We start from the raw sequence: 20648 nt of genomic DNA, 5'->3' as shown, positions 1-20648 counted from the left end.
AATAACCATAACAGCGGCACGCAGCGGGTATCGGCCAGCAGCTCTGACTTGCCGTGCAGCGCCGAAACTTAGCACAAAAAAGCCGGCCCCAACGGAGCCGGCTTTTTCAGTGTAATGAGTTAACCAAACCGATTTATTCCCACCCTTACACTGTGGTGCTCTCGGCAGGCGCGTGGTGCGCCGGCATCGAGATATTCACGCCCAGGCCCTGCGCAATGGCCATGCCGAGGCCCAGGTCGGCGCGGAAGAAGTGGCACAGTTGGCGGTTGATGATTTCGTCGCGCTTGGGGCTGCTGATGCCGCTCATGGCGCCCACGATGTTTTGCACCAGGCGCTGCTGGGCGCCTAGGTCGAGCAGGCGGTAGAGGTTGCCGGGCTGCGTGTAGTGGTCGTCTTCGCCGGGGGCGTTGCGGTCGTGGCGGGCAGCCAGGCCCGAGAGGTGCTCGGCCGGCTCGCCCACGGTGCGGTCTTCCTGCGGGCCGCCGAACGAGTTGGGGAAGTAGTTCGGGCCGGCACCGCCGTTGTCGCCGAGGGCCATCAGGCCGTCGCGCTGGTAGTTGTTGGTGGCGTAGGGGCAGCGGTTCACGGGCAGTTGCTCGTAGTTGCCACCCAGGCGGTAGCGCTGCGCATCGGGGTAGGAAAGGATGCGGCCCTGCAGCATGCGGTCGGGCGAGTAGCCAATGCCATCGACCACGTGCGCCGGCGCAAACGCCGACTGCTCTACGTGGGCGTGGTAATTCACGGGGTTCTCGTTCAGCTCCAGTACGCCCAACTCGTGCAGCGGAAAATCGGCCTTGGGCCACACCTTGGTCAGGTCGAAGGGGTTCCAGCGGAACGTAGCGGCCTGCTCCTCAGTCATCAGCTGCACCTTCAGCGTCCAGCGCGGGAAGTCGCCGCGCTCAATGGCTTCTACCAGGTCGCGCTGCGCGAAGTCGGGGTCGAGGCCCTTCATTTCGGTGGCTTCCTGGGCCGAGAAGTTCTTGATGCCCTGCTCCGTGAGGAAGTGGAATTTCACGTACACCCGCTCGTTTTCGCGGTTGACGAACGAGAACGTGTGCGAGCCGAAGCCGTGCATGTGGCGGTAGCCGTAGGGCGTGCCGCGGTCCGACATCAGAATGAGCACCTGGTGCAGCGACTCGGGGTTCAGGCTCCAGAAGTCCCACATGGCCGTGGGCGACTTGCAGTTGGTAAACGGGTCGCGCTTTTGGGTGTGGATGAAGTCGGGGAACTTCACCGGATCTTTGATGAAGAACACCGGCGTGTTGTTGCCTACCAGGTCCCAGTTGCCGTCTTCGGTGTAAAACTTCAGGGCAAAGCCGCGCGGGTCGCGCTCGGTGTCGGCCGAGCCCTTTTCGCCGCCCACGGTGCTAAAGCGCAGAAACACGCGCGTTTGCTTGCCGACTTCCGAAAACAGCTTGGCGCGGGTAAAGCGCGTCAGATCGTGCGTTACGGTAAAGGTGCCGTACGCCCCCGAGCCTTTGGCGTGCACCACGCGCTCGGGCAACCGCTCGCGGTTAAAGTGCGCCAGCTTTTCGTGCAGCAGGTAGTCTTGCAGCAGCAAAGGGCCGCGCTGGCCTACCGATACGGAGTTTTGATTATCCCAGATAGGACGGCCCGAGGCAGTCGTTAGCTTATTAGGAGTGGTTTGATCGGCCATGGGTGGCAGCGCTTTACTGTTGAGGAACGCTGCAAAGGTGAGTGGCCTAGGTTTATAAATAAAATCGATAATTTTGATTCAAGTATAGCTAAATCAAATAAACAATTGCGGCCCTAGGTGTATGACCCTGCAACAGCTTGAGTACCTGGTTTCGCTCGATACGCACCGGCAGTTTGTGTTGGCGGCCGAAAAATGCTTTGTGTCGCAGCCCACCCTGAGCATGCAAGTGCAAAAGCTGGAAGACGAGCTGGGCGTGCTGCTGTTTCACCGCACCAAGGGCGGCATCGAGCCCACCGCCATCGGCGCCAAAGTGGTGCAGCACGCCCGCGAGGTGCTGCGTTCCGTGAAGCAGCTGAAAGAGGCCGTGCAGCTCGAAAAAGGCGAGTTGATGGGCGAGCTGCGCCTGGGCGTTATTCCTACGCTGGCGCCGTACCTGGTACCGCTGTTTTTGCTGGAGCTGGTAGCGCGGCACCCGCAGCTGCGCGTGCAGGTAGAGGAGCTGCAAACCGAGCAAATCGTGCAGCGCCTCAAAGACAACCGCCTTGATGCGGGCCTGCTGGTAACGCCGCTCGACGACCGCGCCCTGCAGGAAGTACCGCTGCTCGAAGAACCGTTTCTGGCGTACGTATCGGAGGGGCACCCGCTGTACGGGCAAGCCACCGTGCAGCCCACCGACCTCGAAGCGCACGAGCTGTGGCTCTTGCAGCAAGGCCACTGTTTCCGGCACCAGGTGCTCAACATCTGTACGCCCCCCGCCGCCTCGGATAACCGCCCCTTCACCTACGAAAGCGGTTCCATCGAAACCCTGAAGCAGCTGGTGCGCCAAAACCGCGGCTACACGCTGGTGCCCGAGCTGTCGGTGCTTGATGAGCTGGATAATAACCCCATGATCAAGCGCTTTGCCGCGCCCGAGCCCGTGCGCGAGGTAAGCCTGGTGGTACACCACAGCTTTGTGCGGCTGCCGCTGCTCACGACCCTGCGCGACATCATTCTGGGCCGGGTGCCGGAACGGCTGCGGGCCCAGGGCGCCGGCAAAAAGATACGGTGGAAGTAAGCCCTAGGTGCCGGCTAATGCTGGTTGGCCCGGCGGGCTGCCGATGCCTGCCAGCACTTGCCGGCACCTAGGGCGCCGTGCACCCGGCGGCGCACTTAGTATGGGTTCTTAATGAATAAACGACGGCATTTCGCCGGCGTACTGGCGTCTGCTTTCGCGCTTTTGCAGCCATTCGTAAGCCGAGGCCAGGTCGTCGAACGTAGCCACAAGGGGGCGATTTTCGGAAAGCTGCACGGTTTCGCTGATGGCCAGGGCCAGATCGGCGGTGCGGCGGTTCAGCATGCTGGGGGCATTTACCCAGGCAATGTATTGCAAACCGGCTTCGGCCAGCATGGTGTAGAACGTGCTGCCTACCCAAGCCGCCGAGCCCTCGTAGGGCACCACAACGGTTTGCCAGGCCAGGTCGGCGCTCGAGGGTTGCGCGGTGGTGGTTACGTGGGTGTCGTCGGTAAGCAGCTTCACGCACTTGGTTTCGCGCAGGTGGTGCAGCAGCAGCAGGCAGCCCCCCCGGATGCTTTCGGCGTTGTGGTCGCCCAGCCATTGCACGTACAACCAGCAGTTCCGCTTGTCGTGGGCAATGGTTAGTTCCGGGCTTTCGTGCAGGAGGTAAAATTGGGGCATAGGCAGAAGTAAGCAGGGAGGCGGGGCAGGGCGCAGGGCTCAACCTTGCCAAAAAGCTAGTGCAGCTTGTATTGGTACAAAAGGTTGATTCCGACTTAGTAAAGGTACTATTTGGGGAAAGTAAAACGATGCTTAGCTCAGCAATAATTCGCCGAAAAGCATCTTATGCTGTTCGGTTGCGTTTTAGGACAAAGCCAATCTTTTCCCTCTTGCTTATGTGTGGCCGCTACACCTTTATTGCGCCAGCCCCAACCGCGGAGCAGCGCTTCGACGCAACCTTCACCGAACCTGCCCCCACCAGCTACAACGCCGCGCCCTCGCAGCGCATGCCCATCGTTACCAATCTGGCCCCGCACGAAATCCAACTGGTGCAATGGGGGCTGATTCCGGCCTGGGTGAAGGACGTACGGCAGGCCGCCAAGCCCATCAATGCCCGCGCCGAAACCCTAGGTGAAAAACCCTCTTTCCGGCAGTTGCTGCAGCGCCGCCGCTGCCTGGTGCTGGCCGATAGCTTTTACGAATGGCAGCAAACCAACCGCGGCAAGGTGCCGCACCGCATTTTGCGCCTCGACGAGCAGCCCTTTGCCTTTGCCGGCCTGTGGGACGAGTGGGCCGACCGCACCACCGGCGAGGTGGTGCCCACGTTTACCATCGTAACCACCGAGCCCAACGAGCTGATGGCGCGGCTGCACAACCGCATGCCCGTGATTTTGCCCTCGCGCGAGGCCGAGCTGGCCTGGCTCGATGAAAACGCAACAGCCGCCGAGCACCAGGCGCTGCTGCGCCCGCTGCCCGACGGCCTGCTGAAAGAGTATGCCGTAACGACCCTGGTAAACTCGCCCGCTCACAACGACCCCTCGGTGCTGGAGCCAGCGGCCTAGGTGGCCTAGCGCATGCGCATGCGCTGGCGGCGGTGGCGCATCGCGGTGCGGTTCTTCTTGCGCTTCTTGCGCTTAAACTTGTCGCCACCGCCTAGCTCGTCGGCTTTTAGCTGAGCCGAGGGCAGCGCCGCGGCATCGGTGGTTTCGGAAACGGCGGCCTCGGCCGGCACAGAAGCCAGCACCGCCAGCAGTAACGCGTAGCAGGTTATTTTCATCGGTGGTTTGGTGTATGTTGGTGTTGTATTGAGTTATTGTTGTGCTAATCAATGACAACTAATAGATAAATGCAAGTAATTATATGAAATGAAATAAAAACCCTGATTCAGGCATCTATTCTGAATCAGGGCCGTAAGGGATTAGTTTTTCGCTACTGCAGCGGGCGAAGTAGCCTAGCGCAAACCACGCAAACGGCGGTAGCGGCGCATGGAGCGATTTTTCTTCCGCTTTTTGCGCTTGAGCTTGTATCCGCCGCCAAACCCATCGGCCTCGGCCAGCACAGTGCTGGTGGTTTCGGGTGCGGGTGTAGCGGCATGCGAGGCTTCGGAAGGTGCGGCGGCCAAAACGGCAACCAAAAGGCTGAAGCAAAGGGTTTTCATAGCAGAGGGGCGTGGTACTTTTTTAGTGGCGTATGGTTTATTTATGCTGCAAGATTACAGGCTGATGATGGCTAAGTGCAATCACATGATGATGTGAACACGCAAAAAGGCCCGCTTCGGAAAATAGGTTTTCCGAAGCGGGCCTTGTGATTATGAAGGCTTTACACGCTAGTGCTGGCCTTGCTGGGCTTGTTTGTTTTTGGGCTGTGCGCCACCCCGGCCTTGCTGGCCGTTGTTGTCGTCGCCGTCGGTCAGGTCTTCAATGGCGTCCTGAATCTGGTCGGAATACTTGGTGAGCACGATTACCGTACCAACGGCCAGCACCGCAATGCCCAGCACCAGCTGCGTGGGCGTGAAGCGCTGGCTGGCTTTGCGCAGCAAGGCACCGCCGTGGCGCAGCAGGTCTTCCATGTGGTCGTTGTTGCCTTGAATCACGTGGTAAGCACTTTCGAACGTGCGGGCCAGGTCCTCGGGCATGATTTTGTCGAGGTTCTGCTGGAGCTGATTTTCCATAGCGAGTAGAATGAGTAGGGTTTTGGCTTGGCTACGTGCCTGCCGCTGGGACAGGCCGCGGATGGCATGTACGCAAAAGCAGCAATCAGGGCTACGTATGCACGCAGAGTTTTTGCGCCGTTGGCGCAATGCCGGCCGACCGAAAGGCGAGTACGGCGCCAACGGGCCCTGCCCGGGTACCGCCGCAACGCGCCGCGGCAATCAAAAAAGCAGCCTGCTCCTAGGTAGCGGAGCAGGCTGCGGGGCAAGGGAGCGGGCCGGCTTATTTGCCCTGGAACACAGGCTTGCGCTTTTCGCTGAACGCCTGCACGCCCTCCTGGTAATCGGCGCTTTCGCCGGCAATCTGCTGGCAGTAGGCTTCGTAGTCAAGCATCTCATCGAGGGTAGCAGCGCCCGATTTGTTTAGCATTTGCTTGATGAGGCCAATGGCTTTGGTAGGAGCCGAGGCGTAGCGCGTGGCCAGAGCGTAGGTGGCTTCGTCGAGTTGCTCCGGGGCCACTACTTGGTTTACCAAACCCAGGCGCAGGGCTTCGTCGGCGGGTACTTTGGAGCCGAGGGTGCACAGCTCAAAAGCCTTAAGCGACCCTACGATGCGGGGCAAAAAGTACGACGAACCCGAATCGGGCACCAGGCCAATGTTGATGAACACCTCAATCAGCGACGCCTCCGCCGAAGCCACGATGGCGTCGCAGGCCAGGGCCAAGGAGCAGCCCGCGCCAGCTGCCACGCCGTTGAGGCGGCAAATAATGGGCTTGGGCAAGGCGCGCATCGCCCGGATGATGGGGTTGTAGCGCTTGTGCAGCGAATCGTAGAACGAGCGTTGGCCGCCTTCGGCTGCTACCTGCTGCGAGGCCTTCAGATCCTGCCCCGAGCAGAAGGCCCGGCCGGCGCCCGTAAGCACCACGGCACGCACCTGCGCATCGCGGGCTACCTGCTTCAGGGCATCCTGCAGCTCGTAGCTCTGCGCATCATTAAAGGCGTTGAAAACGTCGGGGCGGTTGAGGGTGATGGTGGCCACGCCATCGGGGCGTACCTCGTAGAGCAGGCAGGTATACATTCAGTGAATGAGTGATTGAGTGAATGAGTGGGTGAGTGAGCAGATGAGTAGCCGTAAAAGTAGCCACCCGTTCGCAACCTCCCGCCACGCAGCAAGTACGCCTTATCCACTCATCCACTCATCCACTCATCCACTCATCCACTCATCCACTCATCCACTCATCCACGCCGCAGCAAAGCCTCCGCCAGCAGCAAGTCGTCGGGGGTGGTGATTTTGATGTTGCAGTAGTCGCCCTGCACCAACTGAATGGGGTGCAGGTCTTCTACCACGCTGGCATCGTCGGTGAAGGTGGATAGCTCGGGCATCTGGTAGGCACGGCGCAGCAGGCCCAACTCGAAGCACTGCGGCGTTTGCACCAGGCGCAGGCGCGAGCGGTCGAGGGCATACGAGCCCGTGGCCGAGAGGCCGCGCACCGAGTCTTTGGGCGGTACGGCGGCAATGGCAGCGCCGTGCTGCTCGGCCGCGGCGTAGGTGCTTTCAATCACGCTAAGCGGCGTAAGCGGCCGTACGCCGTCGTGCACGGCTACTACGCCCTCGGTTTGGGTGCCTAGGTGCAGCAGGCCCTGGCGCACCGAGGCCCAGCGGGTGGCGCCGCCGGTTACTACTTCGTGTTTAAGCTCGGGGGCGTAGCGGGCGTGCAGCTCCTGCCACACGGCCTGCTGGTCGGCTGGCAGCACCAGCACCAGGCGTTGCACACCTAGGGCTGGGTCGGCAAAACGGCGCAGCGTATGAACGAGCACCGGCTGGCCCTGCAGCTCCAGGAATTGCTTGGGCCGATCGGCGCCCATGCGGGTACCGGTGCCGCCCGCTACGATAATGGCAAACCGCGCTGCCGCGCTTGTAGGGCGGGCTGAATCGGGAGAAGCGTGGGTCATGGTAATGGATTAGGGGGCTGCTGGCGGCACCAGGCCAGCAGGTCGGGATACAGGGCTGCCACAGTCTGGCCGGGGCGGCGGGCGTGGTACAGCCGCAGTAGCTCGTCGGCAAAAGCCCCGAAGCGCACGAAGCCACGCCGCTCCTCATTCAGCCGAACGCGGCTGCGGCGCACGGCCTCGTACACGGCGGGCGGGTAACGGTCGTGCACGTACAGCAGGTACACAGCATGGGTCATATACTCGTTGAACGTACGCAGCGGGCTCGGGTAGTGCCGCGCATCGCGCCCGGCTGTCCAGTAGGTGCGTTGGGCAAAGGCCTGTTTCACCGCACGCGCGTGCTGGCTGCTGATGGGGTTGACGTAGTGGTGGTCGATTTCGGTAAACACCACCCCCGAGTACAGCGCAGCGGCCAGGGCCGTATCGGGCAGGGCGGCGTAGTCGCGGGGGCTCGAAACGAGCATAAGCGCCGTGCGGCTATCTGCCGGACCGTACGTGCGGGTGGAGTGCGTGCCCCCGATGAGCGGCGACACTACCACGCGGTAGTGCGCGTAACGAGCCGGAAACTGCGCTTCCAGCCACCGCTGCATAGCAGCCAACGGCAACAGCCGCTGGGCCAGCGCCGAATCTTGGCGGTAATACGAGCGCTGCGCCGCGAAAAAAGCACGAAACTGGCTCGCAGCCGCAAAGTTCTCCCATTGCCGCCGCTGGCTGCGCAGCGAATTGAAGGGCAATCGGGCGGGCGGACCTTCGGGAGCGGCGCGCAGGTGTGGCCCCGCAAAATACTGCCCGCACCCGTTGGTACGGCTCGCCACGTACCACCATAAGCCGCGCGGCCCGCCAAGCCGCCGCTCCACCCGTCGCACTATCGGGTGCGCGGCGTAGGGCTGAAAGTGCTGCATCACGGCTTGGTAATACGGCCCGCGCTGCTCCACCAGGTTGGCATCCTGCCGGCCCCGCGGGGTAAGGGCGCACACCACCTTGAACAGTTCCAACGTTTCGGCGTGCTCGATACGAGCGTACCCGTTGGTTGCCGGCCGCGGGGCTTGACCAACGGCGGCCGGAGACCTTGCGAGGCCAGCTACGATTAGCGCAACAGTGAGCAGGCGAATGAGCAGAACAGTCACGCGGTAAAGCTAACGCAAGCGCCGGCACTTTCAACCGGTAGCCAAACAGTGCCCGCAGGTTTGGCCTGGGGGCAGACAACCCTCTTCGCCTGGCTACGCAGCACAACTAATGGCTATCGAAATTTCGCCCACAACAAAGCCCGGCCGCAAGTGAGCATCCGGGCTTTGTTGTGGGCGACACAGCCGGTGGTGGGGTGTCCCGCCACCGGCCAATCACTACAGAATCAGCATCGCGTCGCCGTAGGTGAAGAACTTGTACTTCTCCTTAATGGCGGTTTGGTACGCCTCGATGAGCAGGTCGTAGCCCGCAAAAGCGGCGGCCATCATCATCAGCGTGCTCTCGGGCATGTGGAAGTTCGTGAGCAGCGTGTTGGCGATTTTGAACTCGAAGGGCGGGAAGATGAACTTGTCCGTCCAGCCTTCGGTGGGCTTCAGGCGGGCGTTGGCCGATACCGACGACTCCATGGCGCGCATGGTGGTGGTGCCCACCGCGCACACGCGCTTCTTCTGGTCGAGGGCGCGGTTTACCATCGTGGCCGAATCGGTGGGCACGATGAAGTTTTCCGAGTCCATCTTGTGCTTGGTCAGGTCCTCCACATCAACCGGGCGGAACGTGCCCAAGCCAACGTGCAGGGTTACCGGTACCATTTCCACGCCTTTGATTTCGAGGCGCTTGATAACCTCGCGGGTGAAGTGCAGGCCCGCGGAGGGCGCCGCTACGGCACCGGTGTGCTTGGCGTAAATCGTCTGGTAGCGCTCCTTGTCCGAAGCCTCCGGGTCGCGCGGGATAAACTCCTTGGGCAGCGGGGTTTCGCCTAGGTCGTGCAGGGCCTTGTAGAAGTCCTCCTCAGGGCCGTCGAACAGGAACTTGATGGTGCGGCCGCGCGAGGTGGTGTTGTCGATAACTTCGGCCACCATGATGCCGTCGTCGTCGAAGTACAGCTTGTTGCCGACGCGGATTTTACGAGCCGGGTCCACGAGTACGTCCCACAGGTGCAGCTCTTTGTTGAGCTCGCGCAGCAGGAACACTTCGATTTTGGCGCCGGTTTTTTCTTTATTGCCGTAGAGGCGGGCCGGAAACACTTTCGTGTCGTTCACCACCATTACGTCGCCATCGTCGAAATACTCGATGATGTCTTTGAAAGTACGGTGCTCGATGCGGCCACTATCGCGGTGCACCACCATCAGCCGCGATTCGTCGCGGTTTTTGGCAGGGTGCTGAGCGACCAGGTTATCGGGCAATTCAAACTTGAACTCGGAGAGCTTCATGGCCGGCGTTTAGAACAGGCAAGAAAACGGGGAGAATACGCAAAATTTTCGGATTGCAAAAGTACGCAACGGGCTTGGATATATCGTTACTTTCCTTTCTAAATCTGAAAAGCCTTCACTACGTGAAAGCATGCCGGAAAGATGAGGCCGCCCAACCGGTGGCTGAGCTCCGGTGTTGTACCTTTCCCGGGTAATTGCTGACTACAAGTTCGCCGCCATGAAATCGTTGCGCCTGTTGTTCGAGAGTCTACGCTTTGCCTGGCAGGCGCTTCGTGCCAACCTGCTGCGCACGGTGCTGTCGTTGCTGGGCGTCACGGTGGGCATTTTCGCCATCATCTCGGTATTCACGGTGGTCGATTCGCTCGAGGCCAACATCCGCCAGAGCATGAACTTCGTGGGCGACAAGGTCATCTACGTACAGAAGTGGCCCTGGGCCTTCGGCGGCGACTACCCGTGGTGGAAGTATTTCAACCGGCCCAACCCATCTATTCGCGAGTTTCGGGAGCTGCAGCGCCGCCTCACGGCCGAGAATAACCGCGGCGTGGCCGTGTTTGCGGCGCGCGGCGGCAACACCCTCAAGGCCGGCACCAACAGCGTGGAGGGCATTGCCCTGCAAGGCGTTACCTACGACTACCGCCAGGTATCGAGCGTGCCAATCCAGGAGGGGCGCTATTTTACGCCGCAGGAGATGGATGCCGCCCGCAACGTGGCCGTAGTGGGCTACGACATTGCGCACAACCTGTACCCCAACGGCTCGGCTCTGGGCCGCGAGTTCCGCACCCAGGGGCAGAAGTTTGTGATTGTGGGCGTGATGGAAAAGGAGGGCAAAAAGCTGCTCGATACGCCCAGCAACGATACCAATTGCCTGCTGCCCCTAGGTGCTTTTACCAAAATGTTTGCCCTGAGTACCGGCAGCTTGGGCGGCGCGCAGGCTACCATCGGCATCAAGGGCACCGACACCGACCCCGGCCTGCTGAACCTGGAGGCCGAGGTGCGCGGCGCCATGCGCAACATCCGCGGCCTGAAACCGCGCGAAGAAGACGACTTCGCCCTGAACCGCCCCGAAATGCTCGCCGACGCCATTACCAAACTGTTCGGCGTTATTGGCGTGGCCGGAGCCGTTATCGGTTCGTTTGCTATCCTGGTGGGCGGCTTTGGCATTGCCAACATCATGTTTGTGTCGGTGAAGGAGCGTACCAACATTATCGGGATTCAGAAGTCGCTCGGCGCCAACAACTTCTTTATTCTGTCGCAGTTTCTGTTCGAGGCCGTGTTTCTGTGCCTCGTAGGCGGCGCGGCGGGCCTGTTTCTGGTGTGGCTTGTTACGCTGGTGCCGCAGGATGCCCTGAAGGTGGCCATGTCGCTGAACCGCATTGCGCTGGGCTTGGGCCTATCGGTGCTGATCGGGGTGATTTCGGGCATCGTGCCGGCCGTAATCGCCTCCATGATGGACCCGGTTATTGCCATCCGCTCGAAATAAGTGGGGGCTGCGCGTAAGCGAGGCATTTGGCTTTGCACGTTAATTACATCTGTCATCCTGAGCCCAAGCGAAGGACCTTCTCACGCGTGGCCGACGTGCTTAGGTAGTGTCATGCTGAGCTTGCCGAATCATCTTGTTTGCTGACGCCAGATACTAGCCGCTCCCCTCTCTTTTGGAGAGGGGCTGGGGGTGAGGTCCCGGTAAGGTCCTTCCTGCGTCAGGATGACAATACCATCCAACGACCGCACGCCAGCTGCCTCGACCAGCTCGGCATGACAACGACCTAGGGCTTGCTTAACAATTTAACTATATGGCTAGCGCAATGTTAACAAATTGTTAACTTGGGCGCCGATACTTTTGGTCGCTGCGCCCGTAGGGGCAGAGCGGCTTTCTTTTTGCCCTTTCTTTTCCCACCTTTCCACTTACCCGGTTGGCCGTGCCTGCCGCCGCGCGGTTGCGCAGGTGCCTTAATCAACCCCTTACTTCATCAGCGTGGCTATGACCAAACTGAAAAAAACCAGCAAAACCAAACTCCAGGAGGAAGCCCACAACGCCGGCAGCGGCCGCATCATCACGCAGCCCGACGTTAACGACAACAAGGTTACCACCATCAGCGACATTCGCGAGCAAACCCACGGCGAGCGTACCATTCAGCTCGAGGACGAGCAGAAGATCCGCAAAGCGTTTGTCGACAAGGACTGGAACGAGATTAAGATTGCCGACTCGTGGCAGATCTTTAAGGTGATGGCCGAGTTCGTGGAGGGCTTCGAGAAAATGGCCAAAATCGGTCCGTGCGTATCCATCTTCGGTTCGGCCCGCACCAAGCCCGACAACCCTTACTACCAAATGGCCGAAGAAATTGCGGCCAAGCTGGTGCGCCACGGCTACGGCGTAATCACGGGCGGCGGCCCCGGCATCATGGAAGCCGGTAACAAAGGCGCCCGCGCCGAGGGCGGTAAGTCGGTGGGCCTGAACATCGAGCTGCCCTTCGAGCAGACGCACAACATCTACATCGACCCCGATAAGGTGATCAACTTCGATTACTTCTTCGTGCGTAAGGTGATGTTCGTGAAGTACTCGCAGGGCTTCATCGGCATGCCCGGCGGCTTCGGCACCCTCGACGAACTGTTTGAGGCCATTACCCTGATTCAGACGCGCAAAATCGGCCGATTCCCCATCGTGCTGGTAGGTTCGGCGTACTGGAACGGCCTGTTCAAGTGGATCGAGGAAGTGATGTTGCACGAGGAGCACAACATCTCGCCCGAGGACATGAGCCTGGTGCAGATCGTGGACGACCCTTCGGATGCCGTGCGCATCATCGACGAGTTCTACAGCAAGTACCTGCTCTCGCCGAACTTCTAAGCCCCGGCGGCGCAACTACTGCAATTTTGTGGCGGCTCTGGTACTCACCAGGGCCGCTTTTGTTTGCCGCGGCGGCGGCCCTAGGTGCCTTGGTTACGTATGGCCCGGGGGCACCTAGGGCCGGCGTGCGTAGCTTGGCCCAAACAAATACCCCCGCGCTGTTCTTTTCTGCCCGTGACGACGATGACTCCGCCCGATTTCGACTACCTGCTTGCCGGCGGCGGCGCGGCCGGGCTGAGCCTGGCGTACCACCTCAGCCAGGAGCCGCGCCTGCGCCACAAGCGTGTGCTGCTGCTGGAGCCAGAAGAGAAAAACCAGAACGACCGCACCTGGTCGTTCTGGGCGGACCGGCCTACGCCCTACGATGCTGTGCTGGCCGGCCAGTGGCGGCAGCTGGCCTTCCGGAGCCCCGAGCTCGATGCGGTGCTGCCCTTGCAACGGCACCGCTACTGCACCCTGCGCGGCCTCGATTTTTACCGCTTCGTGCAGCAAGCCCTGGATGCCCGCCCCGAGCAGTTTACCGTGGTGCAGGCCCGCGTAGAGCAGCTCGAAAACACGCCCACGGGCGTGGCGGCGCACACCTCGGCAGGCACTTTTACGGCGCGCTATGCTTTTGATAGCCGCCCGCCCAAGCCGGAGCCGCGCCCCAATAAGCGCTACCTCTGGCAGCATTTTGTGGGCTGGGAAGTTGAAGCGGATTACGACGCCTTTGATGCCCGCACGCCGGTGTTCATGGATTTTCGGGTGCCGCAACACCACGAGTGCCGCTTCGTGTACGTGCTGCCGTTTTCACCTAGGCGGGCGTTGGTAGAGTACACCCTGTTTTCGGGCCAGCTGCTGCCGCAGGCCGAGTACGAGCAAGCACTGCGCGATTACCTGGCCACGGCCCTGGGTGGCCGCCCGTACCGCATTGCCGAAACCGAGGCCGGCGCCATCCCGATGACCGACCACGTTTTTGCGCCGCGCACGGGCACCAATATTGTGCACCTGGGCACCCGGGGCGGGCGCGTAAAAGCCAGCACCGGCTACGCCTTTCTGCGCATGCAGCAGCACGCCGAACGGCTTACTGCGGCCCTGGCCAGTACCGGGGCACTGCCCGCCAACCTTACCGGCGACGCGTGGCAGTTTCGCCTGTTCGACACTTTGCTGCTCGACATTATGCAGCGCGAGGGCGAGCGAACCGGCCAGATTTTCAGCGAGCTATTTCGGAACAACCCGGTGGAGCGCATCCTCGATTTCCTGGACGAACGCACCACGTGGGCCGAGAATTTCCAGGTGATGAATTCCGTAACGCCGTGGCCCTTTATGCAGTCGATTGCCAACGTGCTGCGCGGCAAGCCGGGCCAACGCCGGTAGCTGCGTGTAGCGCGGACTTTGCAGTCCGCGCTACACGCAGCTACCGTTTGGTGGGCAGGCTGGCTTCGTTTTCGAGCCACTCGCGGGCGGCGCGTACGGTAGCCTCGTTCAGGGGCTGCAGCTGCGGCTCGGGGGCCGAAAGGTTGAGCAGGTAGCCCGGGAGGTCGGGCAGCTGGTCGAGGTCGTGGGTGATGCAGAGGATGGTTTTGCGCCGCTCCTGCACCCACTGTTGCAGCAGGGCAAACACCCGGCGGCGGTAGTACACGTCGAGTTGCTGGGTAGGCTCATCGAGCAGCCACAGGCGGGCATCCTGCAGCAGCAGCTGCGCCAGCCATACCAGTTGTTGCTCGCCACCCGAAAGCAGCGTAAAATTTTGCTGCCCTAGGTGCGCGGCCCCCACTTGCTGCAGGGCCTCATCGGCCAGGGCGTAATCGTGGGCGGTGTAGCCGGCCAGCAAGCCGCGGTGCTGCCGAAAGCGGCCCATTACCACTAGCTCGCGCACCTCAATGGGGAAGCTGATGGCGTTGCGCTGCGGCAAGTGGGCCAGCACGCCCTGGGCCGCCGGCTGCCGGATGTGCTGCAAGTCGCGGCCGTGCAGCTGCACTTGCCCGGTGTAGGGCAACTGCCCCGTCAGTACCCGAAACAAGGTGGTTTTGCCGGCGCCGTTGTGGCCTACAATAGCCACGAACGCGCCCTCGGGTACCGACAAAAAAAGGTTGCGGAGCAGAACGCGCTGTTCGTACCCCGCAACCAGATTCTCCGCGCGCAATGCGGGAGGAGCGTCGTCGGTCGTCAGTTGCGAGTTGTCAGTCAGCAGACTCATCAGGTAGGCGGCTTCAGGGCCGCAAAGGCCCCGACAACTGACAACTAAAAACTGATAACTGGCTTAATACTCGTCTTCGTTGAACATGAAGTCTTCCTTGGTCGGGTAATCCGGCCACACTTCTTCGATGCTCTCGTAAGGTTGGCCGTCGTCTTCGAGGGCCTGCAGGTTTTCCACTACCTCCATCGGAGCGCCCGAACGGATCGAGTAATCGATGAGCTCGTCCTTGGTGGCGGGCCAGGGAGCATCTTCCAGATACGAGGCGAGTTCCAGGGTCCAGTACATAGTAAGGTTGTGCGTAAAATGGGTTGGGTAAAGTAGCGGTACGCCGCTAGCAAAAATCCGGCCGTCGATATATAGTGCGCCAAGGCGTCAGGTCGACAGGCGATTGGACAACGTAAAACGCGTGGAAATGTTAGATTATTCGGCGTAACGCTCGCGAAGCAGGTCGATCAGCTCGTTTTTGGTGCGGATTTTCCGCTCGAACGCCCTGATTTTGCTTTGCAGCATCGTCCGGAAAGCCTCGTTGCCCGGGGAGTCGTTCAGCTTGCCCAGGTTTTCCTGCAGCACATCCTGCTCCTGCCGGTCGTACTTGATGAACTCGCGCAGAGCCGTAACGCGCTGCGAAAGCTGCTCCTGCGAGCTGGGCTTGGGGCCTTCCTGGGGTTGGCGCTTGCGGATGTAGTGCTCCAACGAGCTGAGCTCGAACACCTTGTCGCAGGCGGCTAGAAATTGCTCCCACACTTGGTCCGACTCGGGGCCGCGCACGGGGCCCACCTTTTTCCAGGCGGCTTGCAGCTCTTTGGCGCGGGCCACGGCCTCGTGCATGGGCTGGCTGAGCAGGGCTTCGGCCTCGGCCACCAGGGCGCGCTTGCGGCCCAGGTTGTCGTCCATGTACTGGTCTTTGGCCTCGGAGCGCTTCGAGCTGATGTGCTCTTTGAGGCGGTCGAAGAAGCGGTTATGGGCAGCGCGGAAGCGCGTCCAGAGGTCGTTGGCGGTTTTGCGGGGCAGCGAGCCGCCTACGTCTTTCCACTCCTGCTGCAGCTGCTTCAGCTGGGCGGTAGTGCCTTCCCAATCCTCGGAATTTTGGAGGGCTTCGGATTTGTGAATAAGCGACTTGTACTTCTCGAACGCCCGGTTGGTCATGGCCTTTTTATCGGCCTGGAACGCTTTTTTGCGCACGTAGAAGTCTTCGATGGCGGCTTGGAAGCGCGTTTCCATCTCGTCGGTAAGCTCCTTGCTCACCGGGCCGGTTTTGATCCAGGCCTGGCGCAGCTCCTTCAGCTTTTCGCCGCCGGCCTGCCAGTCGATGGTGTCGTGCAACGACTCGGCCTCCTCGATGAGCTTCACCTTGGTGGCCAGGTTTTTCTCGCGGTTGCGGGCTACCAGCGTGCGAATGTGCTCCTCGGCCTCGGTAAGGCGGCGGTGCAGCTCGGTGAAGTCGCCCAGGGCATCGTACGAAGCAATTTGCTCCTTAAGGTGCAAGGCTTTCATCAGGAAAGAGCCCTTGTTTTCCGATTCCTCGATGCGGCTGAGCAGGTCATCTACCTTGCCGCGGAAGCTCTCGAAACGTTGGGCGAAGTACAGCAGGGCTGCGTCTTCGGTGTCTTTTACCTGGCCCACCTGCCGGGCGGGCAGGTCCATGAACGGGCGAAGCCATACCTGGTCGCCTTCGATGTAGCCAAATTGGCGAGCCTGATTGAGCAGCTGCTCTTGCTGTTCCATAAGGATAAACGTCCTAAACAGGAGCGGAGTGGTGGGTGGCGGGAAGCGATAAACGCACAAGTTTACGGGATTCGTAGCTACTTGGCGGTACGGTAAAGGATGAGGTACGTTGGGCGGAGTAAAGTGAACGGCGTTGCCAAACCCGGCGCCTGATGCGAAGACGGCGTACGCAGCCGGAAGTTGCACCCAAGAATGCTTACAATGCAAGCCTTATGCGGTGTGTTTCTGTGGCGGGCGCGGCTTAGCTTTGCAAACGGCCCCGCTGCCGAAAGCGGCGGCCACCTGCCCGACACTGCGGTGCTTGATCAAGGCTAACGCCCGGGGGCAGGAGCGGTTCGGCCACGAGGCCCCGCCCTAGGTCGGCAACCCCCGTTGCTGCGCGAGCAGCAACATTCCTAGCTGCTAAAACAGAAGGAGCTTTTTCTTTCACATCGAATTCATCATCAGCTTACTGCATGAGCGACCAGCCCACCATTATTTTCTCGATGGCTGGCGTGAACAAAGTGTTCCCGCCCCAGAAACAGGTTCTCAAAAACATTTACCTCTCGTTTTTCTACGGCGCCAAAATTGGCGTGCTCGGCCTCAACGGTTCGGGTAAGTCGTCGCTGCTGAAAATCATTGCCGGTGTTGATAAGCAATACCAGGGCGAAGTAGTGTGGTCGCCGGGCTACTCGGTGGGCTACCTCGAGCAAGAGCCGCAGCTCGACGCTACCAAAACCGTGCGCGAGGTAATCGAGGAGGGCGTAGCCGAAACCGTTGCGCTGCTCAAGGAATTTGAGGAAATCAACGAAGCTTTCGGCGGCGAAGACCCCGACTTCGACAAGCTACTTGACCGCCAGGGCAAGGTGCAGGAGCGCCTCGACCAGCTCGACGCTTGGAACCTCGACAACAAGCTGGAGCGCGCCATGGACGCCCTGCGCACCCCGCCCGAAGACGCCATCATCGGCAACCTCTCGGGCGGTGAGAAGCGCCGCGTAGCCCTGTGCCGCCTGCTGTTGCAAGAGCCCGACGTGCTGCTGCTCGACGAACCGACCAACCACCTCGATGCCGAATCGGTGTTGTGGCTGGAGCAGCACCTGCAGCAGTACAAAGGCACCGTAATAGCCGTAACCCACGACCGTTACTTCCTCGACAACGTGGCCGGCTGGATTCTGGAACTCGACCGCGGCGAGGGTATTCCGTGGAAAGGCAACTACTCTTCGTGGCTCGAGCAGAAGGCTTCGCGCCTGGCCCAGGAGGAGAAAACCGAGAGCAAGCGCCAGAAAACCCTGCAGCGCGAGCTGGAGTGGGTGCGCATGGCCCCCAAGGCTCGCCAAGCCAAGAGCAAGGCCCGCCTCGCCAGCTACGACAAAATGGCCTCCGAGGACGCTCGCGAGAAGGAGCAAAAACTAGAGCTGTTCATCCCCGACGGCCCGCGCCTTGGTGCGCAGGTTATCGAGGCGCACAACATCAGCAAAGCCTTCGGCGACAAGCTGCTGTTCGAGAACCTGTCGTTCTCGCTGCCGCAGGGCGGCATCGTGGGCATCATCGGCCCGAACGGCGCCGGCAAAACCACGCTGTTCCGCCTGATTACGGACCAGGTGAAGCCCGACGCTGGTACGTTTGAAGTAGGCCCCACCGTGAAAGTGGCCTACGTAGACCAGCAGCACGAAAGCCTCGACGCCAACAAGTCGGTGTTCGAGACGATTTCGGGCGGCACCGAAACCATGCTGCTGGCCGGCCGCCAGGTGAACTCGCGCGCTTACGTGAGCAATTTCAACTTCCGCGGCGGCGACCAGGAGAAGAAAGTAGGCAACCTCTCGGGTGGCGAGCGTAACCGCGTGCACTTGGCTACCACGCTCAAGCAAGGCGCCAACCTCATTCTGCTCGACGAACCGACCAACGACCTCGACGTGAATGCCATTCGTGCCCTGGAAGACGCGCTGGAGAACTTCGCCGGTTGCGCCGTTATCATCAGCCACGACCGTTGGTTCCTCGACCGTCTGGCCACGCACATCCTAGCCTTCGAGGGCAACTCGGAAGTGGTGTGGTTCGAAGGCAACTTCTCCGACTACGAAGAGGCCAAGAAGAAGCGCCTAGGTGACGTGGAGCCCAAGCGCGTGCGCTACCGCAGCTTGAATTAGTCTCCGGTTTTATTGGGCCGAAGCGCCTCGCTGGATGTGTTCAGCGGGGCGCTTTGATTTACAGCGTGCTAAAACTCTTCTGCCGCGTAGCGTGCCAAATTCATTAGCGACGCTTGTACTTTTAACTTCCCAATCCATCCGATTACTGATGCAGAATTTGCAACAAGACTTAATCGAACTGCTGCGCCAGCAGCGCCCGGACTTTTTCGCCAACGACCAGCTCATTACCGACCGGGTGGCCGAAGCCGCTTACCGCTACGATGCCGGCCTGCTGGCCCTGCTGCTGAACCACGCGGGCCTGCGCGGGCAGTTCTTTCAGCCCGTGGGCGAGGCGCAGGTGTTCAAGCTCCAGGAGTTTGAAACCTTTCTGCACAACCGCACCTTGCTGCCCCAGTCCTACACAGCCTACCGCGACCGGATAGGCCTGCGCGTGGCCCGGGGCCGCTACCTGCGCGAATCCAACGACGTGGTGCTGGCCTGGCCCTACAAGGACTGCGTGCTGGAAGGCGGCCAGGACAAGGACGACCAAAAGCGCGACGAGGTGTTCTACAACGAAACCCTCGCCCCCGACGAAATAACCCGCCTGCTGGCCCCCAAGGCCCTCACCGGCTTCACCCGCTACGACGCCGACGGCGCGCACCCGCTCACGGCCGATGCCACCATTGACCTGAGCCAGGAAAACCTGCTCATCAAAGGCAACAACCTGCTGGCCCTGCACAGCCTGCTGCCGCGGTTCCGCGGGCAGGTCAAGCTGATTTATATTGACCCGCCTTATAATACTGGCACCGACAGCTTCAAGTATAACGACAAGTTTAACCACTCGTCGTGGCTGACGTTTTTAAAAAACCGATTGCTGGCCGCCAAACAACTGCTCAGGAAAGACGGGGTGATTTTTATTCAGCTCGACGACAACGAAGTGGCCTATGCAAAGGTGTTGTGTGATGAAGTGTTCGAGCGAGATAATTATGCAAATCATATTATAATCGAAACTAATAGTGCTTTCGGCTTTAAAGGAGCATCCGATTCTTTGTTTAAGCAGGCAGGACATATTTTATTCTATTGCAGAAATAAAAAATACTTTAAATTAAAGAAAATGCTTGTTGAGAAAGAATATGACAAAGCGTATAAGTTTATTTTTGCAGATATCACCTTGCCGGAATCTGAATGGACCTGGATGGGATTAGGAGAGGCGCTGGCTCTCGAAAAAGGCTATTCATCGGTGCGTGAGGCCAAAAAGGCTATTGGTGAAGAAAGTTTTAATTCGGAGCTGCATGACTATGCTATTGACAACGCCGAACGGGTTTTTCGTACGGCTTCCGTGACAGGCGGCGCCCTGAAAAAAAGACGTGAAACGATAGAGTTATCCAAATCTGATAATTCCAGAATTGTGCGGCATCCCAACGATGATATGGACTACCGTTTTATTGGGGGTGAGCGAGTCTTATTTTATAAGGAGCGCATAGTTGAAATTGATGGCGAGAAGGTACCTGGGACGTTACTCACGGACATTTGGCTGGATATTTCGATAGAAGGAATTTCGAGTGAAGGCGGTGTCAAGTTTGAGCGCGGCAAGAAACCGGAGCAGCTGATACGGCGAATTATAGAACTCGGCTCCCAAGAAAGCGACTTGGTATTGGATTTTTTTGCCGGTTCCGGCACCACGGCGGCCGTGGCCCACAAGATGGGCCGCCGCTACATTGCCATCGAGCAGATGGACTACGTCAACACCGTGACCGTGCCGCGCCTGCAAAAGGTTATTGCCGGCGAGCAGGGTGGCATCTCAAAAGCGCAAAATTGGACGGGAGGGGGGATTTCTTGTACTGTGAGTTGCGGGAAGACAACGCGGGCTACATCGCCCGGGTGGAAGCCGCACCCGACACGGCTACGCTGCTGGCGCTCCACGCCGACATGGCCCGCCACGAGTTCCTGCGCATTGAGGTAGACGGCTGGGACGCGGACGAGTTTGCGGCCTTGCCGCTGCCCGAGCAGAAGCGCGTGCTGCTGGACTGCCTCGACAAGAACCGCCTCTACGTGAACCTCTCGGAAATGGAAGACGCCGACTACGGCCTCTCCGCCACCGATATTGCCCTCAACCGCACCTTCTACGGCCTGTCGGCCGATGCCGAATAGCG

20 protein-coding genes are annotated in these 20648 nt (G+C 60.2%); 8 read left to right on the top strand and 12 right to left on the bottom strand.

Annotated features, from left to right (window positions below):
- Nucleotides 1-145: 145 nt before the first annotated feature.
- Nucleotides 146-1657 carry a catalase gene (locus OIS50_RS14110; protein ID WP_264691278.1) on the bottom strand — a complete coding sequence of 504 codons (1512 nt, stop codon included), beginning with the start codon at nt 1655-1657 and terminating at the stop codon, nt 146-148.
- A 121-nt stretch (nt 1658-1778) separates the two neighbouring features.
- Between OIS50_RS14110 and OIS50_RS14105 the strand changes: the two genes are divergently transcribed.
- Entirely contained in the window at nt 1779-2711 is a 933-nt protein-coding gene (locus OIS50_RS14105) for a hydrogen peroxide-inducible genes activator (protein ID WP_264691277.1), read from the top strand.
- Nucleotides 2712-2819: 108 nt separating this feature from the next.
- On the opposite strand, the gene OIS50_RS14100 is transcribed toward OIS50_RS14105, so the two are convergent.
- Complete coding sequence (locus tag OIS50_RS14100; RefSeq protein ID WP_264691276.1) at nt 2820-3332, bottom strand: hypothetical protein; 513 nt, start codon at nt 3330-3332, stop codon at nt 2820-2822.
- A 215-nt stretch (nt 3333-3547) separates the two neighbouring features.
- Here OIS50_RS14100 and OIS50_RS14095 point away from each other — a divergent pair, with 215 nt between their 5' ends.
- Entirely contained in the window at nt 3548-4213 is a 666-nt protein-coding gene (locus OIS50_RS14095) for an SOS response-associated peptidase (RefSeq protein WP_264691274.1), read from the top strand.
- Nucleotides 4214-4218: 5 nt separating this feature from the next.
- On the opposite strand, the gene OIS50_RS14090 is transcribed toward OIS50_RS14095, so the two are convergent.
- From OIS50_RS14090 to queA, 7 genes are all read right to left on the bottom strand, one after another.
- Complete coding sequence (locus OIS50_RS14090; RefSeq protein ID WP_264691273.1) at nt 4219-4428, bottom strand: hypothetical protein; 210 nt, start codon at nt 4426-4428, stop codon at nt 4219-4221.
- A 174-nt stretch (nt 4429-4602) separates the two neighbouring features.
- A complete protein-coding gene (locus tag OIS50_RS14085; protein ID WP_264691272.1) occupies nt 4603-4809 on the bottom strand; it encodes a hypothetical protein in 207 nt (68 codons plus the stop codon).
- Nucleotides 4810-4977: 168 nt separating this feature from the next.
- Complete coding sequence (locus tag OIS50_RS14080; RefSeq protein ID WP_264691271.1) at nt 4978-5322, bottom strand: hypothetical protein; 345 nt, start codon at nt 5320-5322, stop codon at nt 4978-4980.
- A 262-nt stretch (nt 5323-5584) separates the two neighbouring features.
- Complete coding sequence (locus tag OIS50_RS14075; RefSeq protein ID WP_264691270.1) at nt 5585-6379, bottom strand: enoyl-CoA hydratase-related protein; 795 nt, start codon at nt 6377-6379, stop codon at nt 5585-5587.
- Nucleotides 6380-6537: 158 nt separating this feature from the next.
- Nucleotides 6538-7254 carry a 2-C-methyl-D-erythritol 4-phosphate cytidylyltransferase gene (locus OIS50_RS14070; RefSeq protein WP_264691269.1) on the bottom strand — a complete coding sequence of 239 codons (717 nt, stop codon included), beginning with the start codon at nt 7252-7254 and terminating at the stop codon, nt 6538-6540.
- Nucleotides 7251-8246, bottom strand: coding sequence for a DUF4932 domain-containing protein (locus tag OIS50_RS14065; protein ID WP_264691268.1), 996 nt, complete (start codon nt 8244-8246; stop codon nt 7251-7253). The genes OIS50_RS14070 and OIS50_RS14065 overlap by 4 nt, the downstream gene beginning before the upstream one ends.
- A 348-nt stretch (nt 8247-8594) precedes the next feature.
- Nucleotides 8595-9647: a tRNA preQ1(34) S-adenosylmethionine ribosyltransferase-isomerase QueA gene (gene queA, locus OIS50_RS14060; protein ID WP_264691267.1), complete on the bottom strand. Its 1053-nt coding sequence runs from the start codon at nt 9645-9647 to the stop codon at nt 8595-8597.
- 217 nt (nt 9648-9864) lie between these two features.
- Between queA and OIS50_RS14055 the strand changes: the two genes are divergently transcribed.
- The 3 genes from OIS50_RS14055 to OIS50_RS14045 all read left to right on the top strand — a co-directional run bounded on the left by OIS50_RS14055 (nt 9865) and on the right by OIS50_RS14045 (nt 13845).
- Nucleotides 9865-11127 carry an ABC transporter permease gene (locus OIS50_RS14055; protein WP_264691266.1) on the top strand — a complete coding sequence of 421 codons (1263 nt, stop codon included), beginning with the start codon at nt 9865-9867 and terminating at the stop codon, nt 11125-11127.
- Between the two features lie 498 nt (nt 11128-11625).
- Nucleotides 11626-12489, top strand: a complete 864-nt coding sequence (locus OIS50_RS14050) for an LOG family protein (RefSeq protein WP_264691265.1) — start codon at nt 11626-11628, stop codon at nt 12487-12489.
- A 183-nt stretch (nt 12490-12672) separates the two neighbouring features.
- The gene (locus OIS50_RS14045; protein ID WP_264694384.1) at nt 12673-13845 is read left to right on the top strand and encodes a lycopene cyclase family protein; all 1173 of its coding nucleotides are present in this window, start codon (nt 12673-12675) and stop codon (nt 13843-13845) included.
- Between the two features lie 40 nt (nt 13846-13885).
- Here OIS50_RS14045 and OIS50_RS14040 read toward each other — a convergent pair whose 3' ends face one another.
- The 3 genes from OIS50_RS14040 to OIS50_RS14030 form a co-directional block, all read right to left on the bottom strand.
- Nucleotides 13886-14668 carry an ABC transporter ATP-binding protein gene (locus OIS50_RS14040; protein ID WP_264691264.1) on the bottom strand — a complete coding sequence of 261 codons (783 nt, stop codon included), beginning with the start codon at nt 14666-14668 and terminating at the stop codon, nt 13886-13888.
- A 63-nt stretch (nt 14669-14731) separates the two neighbouring features.
- Nucleotides 14732-14953: a DUF2795 domain-containing protein gene (locus OIS50_RS14035; RefSeq protein ID WP_022821757.1), complete on the bottom strand. Its 222-nt coding sequence runs from the start codon at nt 14951-14953 to the stop codon at nt 14732-14734.
- Nucleotides 14954-15088: 135 nt separating this feature from the next.
- Nucleotides 15089-16393 (bottom strand): DUF349 domain-containing protein, encoded by a 1305-nt coding sequence (locus tag OIS50_RS14030; RefSeq protein ID WP_264691263.1) that lies wholly within the window; start codon nt 16391-16393, stop codon nt 15089-15091.
- A 455-nt stretch (nt 16394-16848) separates the two neighbouring features.
- Between OIS50_RS14030 and ettA the strand changes: the two genes are divergently transcribed.
- The 3 genes from ettA to OIS50_RS14015 all read left to right on the top strand — a co-directional run bounded on the left by ettA (nt 16849) and on the right by OIS50_RS14015 (nt 20646).
- On the top strand, nt 16849-18516 hold the full coding sequence (ettA, locus tag OIS50_RS14025) for an energy-dependent translational throttle protein EttA (RefSeq protein ID WP_264691262.1): 1668 nt from the start codon (nt 16849-16851) through the stop codon (nt 18514-18516).
- A gap of 148 nt (nt 18517-18664) precedes the next feature.
- Entirely contained in the window at nt 18665-20458 is a 1794-nt protein-coding gene (locus OIS50_RS14020; protein ID WP_264691260.1) for a site-specific DNA-methyltransferase, read from the top strand.
- Nucleotides 20425-20646: a hypothetical protein gene (locus tag OIS50_RS14015; RefSeq protein WP_264691259.1), complete on the top strand. Its 222-nt coding sequence runs from the start codon at nt 20425-20427 to the stop codon at nt 20644-20646. Before OIS50_RS14020 ends, OIS50_RS14015 begins: the two co-directional genes overlap by 34 nt.
- Nucleotides 20647-20648: the final 2 nt, after the last annotated feature.

Source organism: Hymenobacter sp. YIM 151858-1, assembly GCF_025979705.1.
Taxonomy (GTDB): Bacteria; Bacteroidota; Bacteroidia; order Cytophagales; family Hymenobacteraceae; genus Solirubrum.
The sequence above is the reverse complement of the archived record's forward strand: the minus strand, read 5'-3'. Positions and strand labels throughout refer to the sequence as shown.